Origin of the sequence: Streptomyces sp. HUAS YS2 (assembly GCF_033343995.1) — a bacterium.
GTDB classification, from domain to species: Bacteria; Actinomycetota; Actinomycetes; order Streptomycetales; family Streptomycetaceae; genus Streptomyces; species Streptomyces solicathayae.
The window spans coordinates 7,764,977-7,778,923 of the sequence record NZ_CP137573.1 but is presented as its reverse complement, the minus strand read 5'-3'; the positions used below and the strand labels follow the sequence as shown (position 1 = coordinate 7,778,923).

Annotated in this window: 10 protein-coding genes; 6 read left to right on the top strand and 4 right to left on the bottom strand. The window is 72.5% G+C overall.

The features are described 5' to 3' along the window. The first annotated feature begins 209 nt into the window (after positions 1-209). Together R2D22_RS35610 and R2D22_RS35605 are read left to right on the top strand one after the other, a co-directional pair. The gene (locus R2D22_RS35610; RefSeq protein ID WP_318109424.1) at positions 210-1,463 is read left to right on the top strand and encodes a cytochrome P450; all 1,254 of its coding nucleotides are present in this window, start codon (positions 210-212) and stop codon (positions 1,461-1,463) included. Positions 1,464-1,632: 169 nt separating this feature from the next. Further along, entirely contained in the window at positions 1,633-3,090 is a 1,458-nt protein-coding gene (locus R2D22_RS35605) for an MGH1-like glycoside hydrolase domain-containing protein (RefSeq protein ID WP_318109423.1), read from the top strand. A gap of 82 nt (positions 3,091-3,172) precedes the next feature. Here R2D22_RS35605 and R2D22_RS35600 read toward each other — a convergent pair whose 3' ends face one another. After that, positions 3,173-4,585 carry an MFS transporter gene (locus tag R2D22_RS35600; protein WP_411977115.1) on the bottom strand — a complete coding sequence of 471 codons (1,413 nt, stop codon included), beginning with the start codon at positions 4,583-4,585 and terminating at the stop codon, positions 3,173-3,175. A gap of 267 nt (positions 4,586-4,852) precedes the next feature. Between R2D22_RS35600 and R2D22_RS35595 the strand changes: the two genes are divergently transcribed. Continuing rightward, positions 4,853-5,224 carry a YciI family protein gene (locus R2D22_RS35595; RefSeq protein ID WP_318109421.1) on the top strand — a complete coding sequence of 124 codons (372 nt, stop codon included), beginning with the start codon at positions 4,853-4,855 and terminating at the stop codon, positions 5,222-5,224. Further along, positions 5,221-6,435 carry an RNA polymerase sigma factor gene (locus R2D22_RS35590; protein WP_318109420.1) on the top strand — a complete coding sequence of 405 codons (1,215 nt, stop codon included), beginning with the start codon at positions 5,221-5,223 and terminating at the stop codon, positions 6,433-6,435. Before R2D22_RS35595 ends, R2D22_RS35590 begins: the two co-directional genes overlap by 4 nt. A gap of 33 nt (positions 6,436-6,468) precedes the next feature. Here the strand turns inward: R2D22_RS35590 and R2D22_RS35585 are convergent, their stop codons facing one another. Both R2D22_RS35585 and R2D22_RS35580 read right to left on the bottom strand, forming a co-directional pair. Further along, the gene (locus R2D22_RS35585; RefSeq protein ID WP_411977114.1) at positions 6,469-7,314 is read right to left on the bottom strand and encodes a pyridoxamine 5'-phosphate oxidase family protein; all 846 of its coding nucleotides are present in this window, start codon (positions 7,312-7,314) and stop codon (positions 6,469-6,471) included. Then, the gene (locus R2D22_RS35580) at positions 7,311-8,801 is read right to left on the bottom strand and encodes a globin domain-containing protein (RefSeq protein WP_318109419.1); all 1,491 of its coding nucleotides are present in this window, start codon (positions 8,799-8,801) and stop codon (positions 7,311-7,313) included. Before R2D22_RS35580 ends, R2D22_RS35585 begins: the two co-directional genes overlap by 4 nt. A 567-nt stretch (positions 8,802-9,368) precedes the next feature. Between R2D22_RS35580 and R2D22_RS35575 the strand changes: the two genes are divergently transcribed. Next, the gene (locus R2D22_RS35575) at positions 9,369-10,997 is read left to right on the top strand and encodes a serine/threonine-protein kinase (protein WP_318109418.1); all 1,629 of its coding nucleotides are present in this window, start codon (positions 9,369-9,371) and stop codon (positions 10,995-10,997) included. Next, positions 10,994-11,617 (top strand): hypothetical protein, encoded by a 624-nt coding sequence (locus R2D22_RS35570; RefSeq protein WP_318109417.1) that lies wholly within the window; start codon positions 10,994-10,996, stop codon positions 11,615-11,617. Before R2D22_RS35575 ends, R2D22_RS35570 begins: the two co-directional genes overlap by 4 nt. Before the next feature lie 15 nt (positions 11,618-11,632). On the opposite strand, the gene R2D22_RS35565 is transcribed toward R2D22_RS35570, so the two are convergent. Then, positions 11,633-13,927, bottom strand: coding sequence for a SpoIIE family protein phosphatase (locus R2D22_RS35565; protein WP_318109416.1), 2,295 nt, complete (start codon positions 13,925-13,927; stop codon positions 11,633-11,635). Between the last annotated feature and the right edge of the window lie 20 nt (positions 13,928-13,947).

Genomic DNA, 13,947 nt, shown 5'->3' with positions numbered 1-13,947 from the left:
TCAGTGTAGGCAGGCGCCCGCCGCGAGCAACCGGTATTGCCTTCGCCTCTACTCATTGCAACGCATCATTGCATTCACTGGCAGCGTCATTGCATCAATTTGCAGTCACTGACCTGCCGTTATGCCCTTCAGTTGATTGACGACAATCTGAATGCAACGTAGCTTTCATGGAACGTCAAATGCGTGTTGCCGCGAGATGAGGAATGGTCATGGGTGAATCCGTCCACACCGTCACGACACTGCCTGCGGAGCGTCGGCCCGGCTGCCCGTTCGACCCGCCGGCCGAGCTGATCGAGGCCCGGCAGCACGGCGCCATCAGCCGCTACACCCACCCCGGCGGAAAGCCCGGCTGGATGATCACCGGATACGACCTCGTCAGGTCGGTCCTGGCCGACCCGCGGTTCAGCTCGCGCAAGGACCTGCTGAACGTGGTCGACTTCGAGATCCCGCCGGCGCCGCCCGGCGAGTTCCTCCTCATGGACGATCCGGACCACAGCCGCTACCGCAAGCCGCTGGTGGGCAAGTTCACCGTGCGCCGGATGCGGCTGCTCACGGAGCGCATCGAGCAGATCACCTCGGACTGCCTGGACGCGATGGAGAGTTCCGGGCCGACGGCCGACCTGGTGGCCGCGTTCGCCAAGCCCATCCCCACCATCATCATCTGCGAGCTGCTGGGAGTCCCGTACGAGGACCGCGACTCCTTCCAGGAGCAGATCGACAAGTTCATGAACGGGGAGACGAGCGACGAGGATCTGCTGGCCGCCTACACCGCGACCCAGGACTACCTCGAGAAGCTCGTGGCCGCCAAGCGCGCGAACCCCACGGACGACGTGCTCAGCGAACTCACCGACAGCGACCTGACCGACGAGGAGCTGAAGGGGATCAGCCTGATCCTGCTGGCGGCCGGATTCGACACCACCGCGAACATGCTGTCCCTCGGCACGTTCGCGCTGCTCCAGAACCCGGACCAGCTCGCCGCGCTGCGCGCCGATCCCACGCTCATCGACCAGGCGGTCGAGGAGCTGCTGCGATACCTCAGCGTCGCCAAGTCGTTCATGCGGACGGCGCTGGTGGACGTCGAGCTGGGCGGCCAGACCATCGAAGCGGGCACGACGGTCGTCCTGTCGTACAACACCGCCAACCGCGACCCCGAGCGCTACACCGACCCCCACACCCTCGACATCCACCGGAAGCAGGGCGGACACCTGGCCTTCGGCCACGGCGTCCACCTGTGCCTGGGCCAGCAGTTGGCCCGCGTCGAGATGCGGATCGCGCTCGCCGCACTGATCGAGCGCTTCCCCACGCTCCGCCTGGCCGTACCGGCCGAGGAGGTCGCCCTGCGCCCCGAGACCGCGGACATCTACGGGGTGAAGAGCCTCCCCGTCACCTGGGACGTTGACGGCGAAGACCTGCGACGGGGGAAGGCGTCCATGGCTAAGGGGCCCACGCGGCTTCCGAGTTGACCCCTCGCCGCTGTGTGGTGACCGACCGGAAATCAATACTGGACGCAGTTATTTATTCTGCGGTAGGTTCCGGGCCGCCACCATCCGGTTCCTCTCGGCCGCGGCCACCGGTGGCCGCGGCCGAGAGGAACCGGGATCAAAACCCCTACGGGACGAGGATCTTCTGCCCATGACATCGTCCGGCCCGATACCGTTCGACCGCTCCGGCATACCCGAGCCGGTCCTCGACTCGGCCCCCCACCTCATCGAGCTCTACTGGGCCGCTTGGGCGATGGCCTGGGACCACGTGGTCGAGCGCGAGGGCGTCGCGCAGTCGCCCTACATGGACGAGGGCTTCGACCCGCACACCATCTGGATCTGGGACACCTGCTTCATGGCGCACTTCTGCAAGTACGCACCCGGCAGGTTCCCCGGCATCGAAAGCCTGGAGAACTTCTACGGGGTGATGTACGACGGCGCCGCCTCCTCGGTGTCCGTCCAGCACCCCGACAATCCGCCGCTGTTCGCCTGGTCGGAGGAGGAGTACGTCCGCCACACGGGCGACCTCGCACGGGTGGCCCGCATCCTCGAACGGGGTTACCTGCAGCAGCATTTCACCTTCTTCGACACGGTCCGGCCGGGATCGCTCTTCCCGTACAGCGTCGTGCCCACCGCCGTCGAACGCACCGACCTGGGCTACCTCTGGAACGGTGTGTGCAGCGGCATGGACAACACGCCACGGGCCAGTGAGCAGGGGGACGGCGGCACGTACGGCGACATCCTCTGGTTCGACGCCGCGGCGCAGCAGGCCCTCTCGGCGCGGAGCATCGCCCGGCTCGCCGAGCTCGTGGGGGACCACGACCTCTCGGCCGAGTTCTCGGCCCGCCACGCCGAACTGGTCAAGCTGGTCGAGGACTTCTGGGACCCGGAGGCGGGGATGTACTTCGACCGTGCCTCCGACGCCCCGTTCGACTTCCACCGGGTGAAGACGCCGGCCGCGTACTGGCCGCTGCTCGCCGGCACGTCCGGCCCGGAGCAGGCGGCGAGGCTGGCCGCCGCACTGGAGGACGAGGCTGTGTTCGGCGGTGACGTGCCGTGGCCCTCGGTGGCACGCGAGGACACGACGTTCCGGGGCACGGGTCACTACTGGCGCGGTGGGGTGTGGATCCCGCTGGCCTACATGAGTGCGCGGGCGCTCGCGGACGCCGGACACGGCGCCGTGGCGGCCCGCGCCGCACGACGGCTCCTCGACCACATGGCACGGACCTACACCGAGTACAGCCCGTCGACGATCTGGGAGGTGTACGCGCCGGACTTCGCCGCACCGTCGACCGGCAAGGACGACCAGTACATCGTCCGCCCCGACTTCTGTGGCTGGTCCGCGCTCGCCCCAATCGCCATGCTCATCGAACACGTCCTCGGCTTCCGGGTCGACGCGCCCCGCAACGAGGTGACCTGGACTCGCCCCGGACCCGGTCATGCGGCCGGCATCCGGGGCCTGTGGTGCGGCGCGACGTCGCTGAGCGTGATCGACGACGGAGACGGCCTGTTGAGCGTGGAGGCGAGCGGACCGCTCGGGCTCACCGTCGACGGCGTCGCCTTCGACCTCGCCGAGGGTCGCCACACCCTGCGCGTTCCGCAGGCCTGACCAGGGCGCCCGGGCGGCGGTGGATCGGCCGGCATCGACCGATCAACGAGACACGCTCTCCTTCCTGACCGCCCTGAAGCCCTCACTCACCCCGGTTCGCGCCCACCGGGACCACGGGCGCGGCGGGCCGGCGGGTCGGGTGCGCGGTCAGGGTCAGTACGGTCGCGGCGGCGAAGACCGCCGCCGCGACCGCGCCCGTGACATGGAGGCTCGTGGTGAACGCCTCGCGCGCGGTGTGGAGGAGTTCCGCGTCCCCGCCAGGGGCGAGCGCGCCGGCCAGCGAGTCGGACGTGCCGGCCGTGCCGTTGCGGTAGACCACCGCGGCCACCGTGCCGAGCAGGGCGAAGCCGAGCGAGCCGCCGAGGTAGTTGCCGGTCTCCGACATCGCCGCCGCCGAGCCCGCGCGCTCCGGCGGCACGGAGCCGACGATCAGCCCGGTGCCGAGCGCGAAGAGGGGACCGGTGCCCAGCGCCAGTACGGCGATGCCGGTCATCACCAGCGGCAGGTCGTCCGGGCCGTCGACGGCGACCAGCAGGAGGCTGCCCAGCGCGGACGCCGTCAGGCCCCCGGCGATCGCCGTCGTCTGCCTCATCCGCCCAGCCAGCGCCGGCGCGGTCATCGTGCCGACCGCCACGCCCAGGCCCATCGGCGCGAACAGCACCGCCGAGGCGAACGGCGAGAAGCCCAGCACGCCCTGGAGGTACTGGGTCACCACCAGGCCCGTTCCGGCCATCGCCACGCCGGCGAGGACCAACCCGACGAGCACGGCGCTGAACGGGCGATTCCGCAGCAGACGCAGGTCGAGCAGCGGCGTCGCCAGCCGCAACTGCCGGCGGACGAACAGCCAGCCGGTGGCCGCACCGACGACGAGGGCCGCCGCGGGCACCAGTCGCTCGCCGTCGACGGTCAGTTGCTTGATGCCGTACACCGTCGACAGCATCGCGACGAGCGACAGTGCGACACTCGCCGGGTCCAGCCGCCCGGCCCGCTCGTCGCGGAACTCCGGCAGCAGGAACGGCCCGGCGAGCAGCAGCACGGCCATCGCCGGGACGGCGGCCAGGAACACCGATCCCCACCAGAAGTGCTGGAGCAGGAAGCCGGCGAGTACGGGTCCGAGCGCGCCGCCCGTGAACTGGCAGGTCGCCCAGACGGCGATGGCCTGCCCGCGCTGCCGTCCGTCCCGGAACATGTTCGTGATCAGGGCGAGCGTGGAAGGTGCCAGGGTCGCTCCGGCGACGCCCAGCAGCGCACGCACGACGATCAGCGTCAGCGGGTCGGTCGCGAAGGCGGCGACGACCGACAGAACCGCGAACGCCGCGGCACCGGTCATCAGCAGTCTGCGGCGGCCGATCCGGTCGCCGAGGGTGCCCATCGTGATGACCAGGCCGGCGACGAGGAACCCGTAGCTGTCGCTGATCCACAGCTGCTGCACGCCGGTGGCCCCCAGGTCGGCGCTCAGCCGTGGCAGCGCCAGCAGCAGCGCCGTCGTGTCCATGGCTACGATCAAGGTCGGCAGCGTGAGGACGGCCAGTCCCCTCCACGCCCGGTTGTCTCGCATGATCCGGAACATCCTGTTCTCTCGGTTCTGTCGACCCGCCGACGCATCGGCTCGTCGCGACGTTTCGCCGGTGGTCGGAGTGGCCGACGCGTTCTTTACATCGCGGGCCGGGAAAATCTCGCGGGGATGTAAAGACGCCGGCGGCGGCTCCGACAACCGGTCGAAGGGCCCCGCCGGGGCCCGCGCGGATACGAGGAGTACGACGTGAAGTTCCTGATCGGCCTGCACATCAACCCGGCCGTGCTCGACGCGTTGACCGACGACGAGAAGGCGGCGATCGGCGCCGGGCACGGTGCGTTCATCGAGGAGCTGAAGGAGTCCGGCGAGCTGATCACCACGCAGGCGCTCGTCGACCCGTCGCAGGCCGCCGTGGTGACCGTGCGCAACGGCCGGCCGGTCGTCACCGACGGCCCGTTCCTGGAGGCGAAGGAGTACCTGGGCGGCTTCTACCTGATCGACTGCGAGAACAGGGACCGGGCGCTCGAACTGGCCGCGCGGATCCCGGACGCCGCGATCGAGGGGCTGGGCGTGGAGGTGCGGCAGGTGATGTTCGCCGACGGACAATTGGAGGCATGACAGCACCTCCCCTCGGGGACCTGCTGCGGGAGCTCACGCCGCAGGTCCTCGGCACACTGGTCCGCCGGTACGGCAGGTTCGAAGGCTGCGAGGACGCCGTCCAGGAGGCCGTCCTCGCGGCGACCGTTCAGTGGCCGGTGGAGGGCCGGCCGGACAACCCGCGCGGCTGGCTGGTGACGGTCGCGGCCCGGCGGCTCATCGACGAGATGCGCAGCGAACACGCGCGGCGCGAGCGCGAGGCGGCGACGGCCGCCGAGGTGGTGCCCGAGGACGTGCCGGACCACGACGACACGCTCGTCCTGCTGTTCCTGTGCTGCCATCCGAGCCTGACCGCGGCCTCCCAGACCGCGCTGACGCTGCGGGCGGTCGGCGGCCTGACCACGGCCGAGATCGCCCGCGCGTTCCTGGTCCCGGAGGGCACGATGGCGGTCCGGATCAGCCGGGCCAAGGCACGCATCAAGGCCGCGGGCAGCACGTTCGCCCTGCCGGACGGCGCGGAGCGCGAGGAGCGGCTCCAAGTCGTCCTGCACGTCCTCTACCTGATCTTCAACGAGGGCTACACCGCCTCGTCCGGCAACGCGTTGCACCGTCCCGACCTGGCGCGCGAGGCGATCCGGCTGACCAGGACCGTCCACGCGCAGCTGCCGGAGGACGGCGAGGTGGCCGGGCTGCTCGCGCTGATGCTGCTGACGGACGCCAGGCGCCGGACCCGCACGACTCCGGCCGGCGATCTGGTGCCGCTGGACGAGCAGGACCGTACCCGATGGGACCGCGAACTCATCGCCGAGGGCATGGGGTTGGTCAAGGCGGCGCTGGCCGGTCCGGCGCTGGGGCCGTACCAGCTGCAGGCCGCGATCGCCGCCACGCACGCCGACGCCGCCAAGGCCGAGGAGACCGACTGGGCGCAGGTGCACGCCCTCTATCTGATCCTCGAACGGGTCGCGCCCAACCCGATGGTGACGCTCAACCGGGCCATCGCCCTCGCAGAGACGGAGGGTCCGGCGGCCGGTCTCGCCCTGCTCGCCACCCTCGACGGCGACGAACGCATGGCCGGACACCACCGCCTGCGGTCCGTGCGGGCGCACCTCCTGGAGAAGAACGGCGACACGGCCGGAGCGTACGAGCAGTACCGGCTCGCCGCGAAGGCCACGGCGAGCCTCGCCGAGCAGCGCTATCTGGAGTCCCGCGCCCGCCGGGTCGGGAGGCCATAGGGCCGCGGCGGGCGGCGACCCGGCCGCCGCCGGTCAGACCGAGACGCTCTTGCTGAACCAGCCGCTGAACGCCGGCGATTCGGCATCGGCATCGCCGTCGGCGCCCGAACCCGTGCCGGTACCCCTGTCGCGGGAGCGGCGCTCGGCCAGCTCCACCATCCGTTCCGCCTCCGCCATCCAGGTCGCCGCGTCCGCGCGAGGCGGCGGCAGGAAGGCGCCGCGCTCGGGCGCTTCGGCGGCGGCCCCGAAGAAGTCGCCGCCCTTGCGCTTGAAGTCGTCCGTGCCCCAGGAGCGGCCGGGGCCGCGCGGCGGGACCTTCTGGAGATGGGGGATGTGCTTCGCGCAGTGGATGTACGCCTCTTCGACGGTCACCTCCACCCATACCCGGGCCCGGCGGCCGGGGACCGGGTCGAGGGCGAGCCCCGGACGGGTCGCCCGGATGTCGTCGTCGGCCAGGACCCGCGCCCGGCCGTTGACGTGCAGGCCGATGCGGTCGCGCACGAAGTCGACCATGAGGATCCCGACGTGCGGGTTCTCCTCGATGTTGCCGAGGCTGGCCTGCACGCCGTTGCCCCGGTACTCGGGGTAGGCGAGCGTCAGGTCGTCGAGCACGTGCAGGAATCCGGGCGGGCCGGCGCGGAAGGTGTTGTCGCACTCGCCGTGCCGGTCGGCCGTGGCCAGGAAGAACATCTCCTGGCGGGCCACGAACTCCCGCATGGGGTCGTTGAGCCGGTCGAGCACCTGCTCGGCGTAGAACTTGTCGGCGCGCTCGGTCGTGCCCATGCGCTGCTGCACCAGATGCTCGCCGTCACTGCCGGGGCGAACGGTGCGGGTTCGCCGCGCGTGCCGGCCGGTCCCGGTCTGTTCGAATGTGCTCAATTCCTCGCCCCGACCAGTTCCTCGATGGAGTCGTGCCGTATGCGGTGGGTGGGGATGCCGATGCCCACCAGGGTGTCGACGCCGCGTCTGATCAGGCCGGGCGGGCCGGACAGGTACGCGTCGTACGTGTGCCAGGGGCCGAACTCGCACACCGCCTCCGGCAGTGCGCCGGTGGGCAGGCCGTGGCCCTCGTCGTCGACGACGGGGCGGACCGACAGCCAGGGATGCGACTGCTGCAGGCGCAGCATGGTGTCGATGTCGTACAGGTCGTTGTCCCGCCGCGCGCCGTAGAACACGTCGACGACCCGGCGGCGGCCGTGCTGGGCCACGTCCTCGACCAGGGCCTTGATCGGGGCGATGCCGGTGCCGCCGCCGAGGCAGAGCAGCCCGTTGTCCGTGGTGTGGTCCACGGTCATGGAGCCCGCGGGCGCGCCGAGCCGGATCACGGCACCGGGGCGGGCCCGGTGCACGAGGGCGTTCGAGACCCAGCCCGCCGGAACGGCCTTCACGTGGAAGGAGAGCAGCCCGTCGGAGCGCGGCGCCGAGGCGAAGGAGTAGTGCCGCCAGACGCGCGGCCACCACGGGGTCTCCACGGCGGCGTACTGCCCGGCGAGGAAGGGATACGGCTGGTCGGGCCGTACGGTGACGACCGCGATGTCCCGCGTCCGCATCTCGTGGGTGACGACCTCCGCCTGCCACCAGGCGGGCGCGCGGAGTTCGTCCGCCGCCGCCGCGTCGATCATGATCTGCGAGACGGCGGTGTACGCGGCCACCCACGCGGCCTCGGTGCGCGGACCCCAGCTCTCGGTGGCGTGGTGGGACAGTGCGCCGATCAGGCACTCTCCGACGGCCGGGTAGTGCTCGGGCAGGGTCCCGTACTTGCGGTGTCCGCGGCCGAGCGGGGTCAGGTACGCGGTGAGGGTGGCGGGGTCGTCCGCGTGGGTCGCGGCGGTGAGCAGCGCCTTGAAGAGCCGGTCGCGCTGGGTGTCCATCGCGGCGGGGAAGAGACCGCGCAGGTCCGGGTGGCGGAGGAAGAGGAGCGCGTAGAAGTACGAGGTGACCTTGTCGGCGATCGGTTCGATCTCGGCCATCGTGCGGCGCAGGAGCGCGGCGTCGGACGTGTCCTCGGGCGCCGGCGCGGGCGCGGGCGGCCCTGGGCGCGCGGGGGCGTGGGTGTCCGGGCGCGCGGGACGGCCCGGCTCCGGGCGGGTGGACGCCTGCGTGTCTGGGCGCGCGGGCTGGTGCGGCTCCGCTTGTGCGGGCCGGCGCTGTTCCGGGGGCGTCGGCCGGTGCGTGCCCGGGCGGGCGTGCTCGCGCGCCCTCGGGACCGTGGACGAGCGGCGCTCCTCCTGTGCGGGCTGCCCGGATTGCCCGGGCTGCCCGGGCGCGGCTGTCCCCTTCGGGGCTCGCCCGAACCAGCCTCCTCCGGCCGTGCCGCCGCCACCGGTTCCGTCGGCGCCGGCGGGCGGGGTGGTCGGAGCTTCCATCGGTCTGCCTCGCCTCGAACGTCGTCGGTCGGAATGCGCACTCGGGGTCCGTATCTGCCCCGTTCTCCCCCTCAGCGGAATTTCCGCTGATTCACACCCGCCCTTTCGACCCGGTGGTGTGCGTCGCCCATGACGCATGAAGATCACCCGGACGGGTGAACGCGCCGACCATACCCGCCCGTGCGAATCCGGCGACACCTGTCGTCAATATCGCCTCCGCAAAGGCGTTTTCCCTGTTCAAAGCTGGTTACTCGCGAGTTGTCGCGGCGCGATCGGCCGTTCTCCACGACGCTCCGGACCATTCCCCGACCGAACACTCACCGAGTGAACGAAAGTCCTCCACATTTCCCGTGGAACGCCTTCACGTCACCGCGCGCGAACGGCCCCGGTCTGGGGCGGTCTGTTCGCCGGGATCGTCATCCCGGTGTGCCCGACGGTCGTGTTGTGGCTCGGCCGCCGCGCGGACTTGAGTGGTTCGCCCCCGTTCCACCCCTTCCCGCGGGAACCGGCCGTGGCCAGAATCTGTCCTTGTCGATGGAAATGCGGGCCATTCCGAGGGGGGCGGGGATGAGCGCATGGGTGGTTCCGGGCTACACCGAACTACGGGAGCTCGGATCGGGTGCCAGCGGGCGTGTGGTCCTGGCCGTGCACGACGCCACGGGCGTGCAGGTGGCCGTGAAGTACCTGAGCGAACGGCTGTGCGCGGACGAGGGGTTCGTGCGCGGCTTCCGGTCCGAGGCCCGGCTGCTCGGTGCACTGGACAGTGCGTACGTCGTGGGGTTCCACGAGTACGTCGAGGCGCCCGGCGGCGCGGCGATCGCGATGGAGCTGGTCGACGGTGTCGCCCTGCGCGCGCTTCTGGCGCGGGAGGGCGGCACCGGCCCGGAGGCCGCGCTCGTGGTCCTCAAGGGTTCGCTCCTGGGACTCGCCGCCGCGCACCGGGCGGGCGTCGTGCACCGCGACTACAAGCCGGAGAACGTGCTGGTCGCCGCGGACGGCTCGTCCAAGCTCGTCGACTTCGGCATCGCGACCGACCGGGGCAGCACCCCGGGTGTCGCCGGCACGCCCGCGTACATGGCGCCCGAGCAGTGGAACGGGTCGCCCGCCTCCCCCGCGGCCGATGTGTACGCGGCGACCGCGACGTTCTTCGAGTGCCTGACCGGCCGCAAGCCCTTCACCGGCGGCAACTTCGCCGAACTCGCCCTGCAGCACCTGGACGCGCCCGTGCCCGACGGGCAGGCGCCCGAGCCGCTGCGCCCGCTCATCCGGCGCGGCCTGGCCAAGACCCCGCAGGAACGGCCGGAGAACGCGGCGGCGTTCGTCAGCGAGCTGGAGTCGGTCGCCACCGCCGCGTACGGCCCGGAGTGGGAGGAGCGGGGCCGGGGCAGGCTGGCGGCACTGGCCGCCCTGCTGCCGCTACTGTTCCCGTCCTCCGGCGCGACGGCCCAGGGCACCACCGCCCTCGCCACGACCACGTTCCCCGACCCGCCGCCGCGCCCGCGGTGGCGGATCCCGCGCGTGCTGCCGGCGGGTGCGGCCGCGCTCGTCGTGGCGCTGCTGCTCGCCCTCGCCGCCCGCGCCGGCGGCGGGCAGGCGGACGACGCCGCGGCGCGGGCCGTCGCGACGACGAGCGCCCTGCCGGGCACCCCACCGCCCGGCACGGATCCCGCTCCCGGCCCGTCGCCGACGTCCCCGGAGCCTTCCTCGTCGACGGACACGGCCGAACCGAGCGTCACCCCCGGCGAGACCCCGGACGACGACACCCCGTACGCGACGCCGACATCGCCGGGCGACGCGGAGCCGACGGCCACCGAGCCCACCAGCCCGTCGAGCCCGCCGAGTCCGCCCCCGACGACGGATCCGCCCGCGCCGTCGGTCTCCGTGCGGGCGGTGTCGGTCACGAGCCTGCGGCAGACCGGGCCGAGGGCCGCCGAGGCCGTCGTCGAGGTCACGACGGACGGCACCGGCCCGGTGACGGTGGTGGTCGAGTGGTTCACGAGCGACACCAAGGGCACCCCGGGCACGTCGGACGGCTCCGAGACCTTCCGCCGTGAGGGAGCCACGAGTTACACCCTCACGATCCCGCACACCGTGGGCGGTTCCGGCTGCTACTGGGGCGTGCGCGCGAGCACCGACCCGAGTGCCGCGAACGGCTCCTCGCTCCAGCAGGTCCTCGTCCGGCGGTGCGCGGCATGAACGACGACGACTACAGCGCCACCGAACTGGGCAGCCACTGGTTCCAGCGGCCGGAGCCGCACACGACGCCGGACCGCGTGGAGGGGGTGCACGGCGAGGTCCGGCGCTTCGGCCCGGGAGTCACCGCCGCCGCGGCGCACCGCGCCGCGAACACCCCCAGCGCGACGCAGATCTGGCACGGAACCCTGCCCGGCACGCCTCCCCCGCGGCCCGTCCGCCGCCGGTGGCCCCGCCGGTACGCCCTGGCCTGCATCGTCCTGGCGGCCGTCCTGCTCTTCCTCGCCTGGCGGCACTTCGGTCCGCAGGTGGCCGTGCGGGACGTCGCGGTGACCGCCCCGGCGACGGAGCTCGGCTGCGACGCCACGGCGGACGTCGTGGGGGTCGTACGGACCGACGGCCGCCCGGGCACCCTGACGTACCACTGGGAACGCAGCGACGGCACCCGCTCCGGGCCCCTGCACGAGACGCTGACACGTGGTCAGCAGGAGGCCGGACTGCACCTGCTGTGGACCTTCCACGGCCCGGGCACCCACCGGGCCACGGCCCGCCTGGTGATCACCTCGCCCTCCCCGCACACCGCCACGGCGGACTTCACCTACCGCTGCGAGGCTGCGGGCTGATCCCGGGCGCTCCCGCTACCGCGCGGTGACCAGGTCCGACGGACGCGGGCGGTGACCGAGGGCGATGACGGCGATGTCGTCGGTCAGGCGGTGGGTCCAGTCGCGGACGTCTCCGTCGAGGTGCCGGACCAGCTCGTGCGGGGCGCTCCGGGCGATGTCCGTGAGGCGTTCGGCGATCGGGTAGAACTCGCCGCTGGAGTTCCGCGCCTCGCTCAGGCCGTCGGTGTGCACGACAAGCGTCGTCCCCGGGTCCAGCACCACGGGGTGCGTCCGCACGGGACCGGCCGCGTCCAGCGCGCCGAGGCCGAGCGGGAGCAGGGCGGGTCCTTCGACCTCACCGGCGCGCGTCGGGCTGACCGCCAGGGGTGCCAGATGCCCGCAGTTGACGACCTCCAGTTCCCGGGCGGGGCCCTTGTGCTGGAGGAGCAGCGCGGTGGCGAAGAGTTCGTCGTCGCCGCGGGCGACGGCGACGCGCTGGACCTGCCGGTCGAGGCGCGCGGCTACCTCGCCCAGCTCCGGGGTCTCGTGGGCCTGGCTGCGGAAGCAGCCGAGCAGGTCGGTCACGGTCTGCACGGCCTGCAACCCCTTGCCTCGGACGTCGCCGATGAGGATGCGCGTGCCGTACGGGGTGTCCACCGCCTCCAGGAAGTCCCCGCCGATGCCCGACTCGGTGGTCGCCGGCCGGTACAGGCCGGCCAGCCGCAGCGCGCCGAGATCCGTCGGGATGGGGTGCAGTACCGCGTGCTGGAGCGCGCTCGCCGTCTCGCGGGTACGGCTGAGGCGCTCGGCCTGTTCCCGTCGCGACCACGCGACGGTGCCGGCGGCGGCGCCCACCGTCAGGGCGATGACGACGGTCACGGACTTGCTGATGTGCGTGTCGACGAGCAGGTACTGCAGGCCGGAGGTGGCGGCCACGACCAGCGCGACGACGGGCCGGCCGAGGGCGAGCGCCGCCACGGCGACGACGATCGTGCCGATCCACAGCAGCTCGCGCGCCTCGGCGTGGGTGGGCGCGCCGTTCAGGGCCGAGGTGTAGGGCATGGCCTGCGCCGCCGCCGTGCCGAAGAGGATGGCGGCCGGCAGCAGCGCCGCGTTGACGCCGAGGTGCGTGCGCGGGATGACCGAGAGGAACCGGGCCATCTGCGGCGCCATGGCCAGCATGATGCCGAAGCCGACCAGCGCCACCACGGCGTATCCCGCCGCCAGGCGGTACGTGCCGCTGTCGAGCGCCGTGTGGAGCAGCGCGAGACCGAGCGCGGCGAGCGGCAGGCCCAGGGAGGCGCCCGTCAGCGGCGCGATGCCGCGATGCCGGACAAGCAGGCAGCTCACCATTCCGCCGAGTCCGAAGGCGGACAGCACGAGCGCACCGCCCTCGGCGGAACCGCCCGCAGCTCCCGTGAGCGCGGGGACGGCCATGGCGAGGACGACCTGGGTGAAGCCGAGCGCGATGCCCGCGATCAGCGCCGCCGTCCAGACCGGTCCGGACAGCGGGGCCACGCCGGAGGCCCGCGCCGTCTGTCGGCGGGCCCGCAGCCGGGCCACGGCCAGGGCGGTCGCGGCCGCGACCAGGAGGGCGCCGACCCGCGGGTCCGACCAGCCCCAGAGGGGGGCGAGCTGCAGCCCCGCGGCGCCCAGCGCGGCGGCGGCCACGCGGCAGCCGGTACGGACCGGGTCCGGCAGGCGGTACGACTCCGACGGGCCGCCGCGCGGCAGGTACCGCCGGGCGAGCAGCATCGCCCCGACGGCAGCGAGCGTCATGCCGGCCATGATCAGCCGCCAGCCGGCCACGGACGCGGCGCGCGGGGCCACGTTCACCGCGATCACGAAACCGGCGGACATGGCGGCCAGCCATCCGCCCATCATGCGGCGGATGCGTCCGGGCATGGAGACCGTCGCCATGAAGGCGAGGCAGCTGACGAAGACGGCGGCGAGCGCGGCGGCCATGACGACCCGGCCCAGGACGTAGGACCATGGGTTGAACGCCACGGCGAGCAGGAGGCACCCGGCGCACAGCACGACCAGCGACACGAGCAGGACGGAGCGCCGGCCCCGGACGTCGCCGGTCCGGCCGACGGCGACCAGGGTGACGATGGCGAGCGTCTGGCCGACGACGCGGGCGACGGCCTCGTGATGCGGACCGAGACCGAGCTCTGAGGCGACGAGCGGCACGACGGCCGCGTTCATCGCCGGGGCGATGACGTACAGCGCCGCCACGGCGGCCAGCAGCAGGCCGACCACGCGCAGTGACGCCGGTCGCTCACTTCCCGTTGATCCGGCCGCCGGCCCTGCATGGCCGAGTGCGCCCTGCATCGATTCACCTCCGAGGCAGA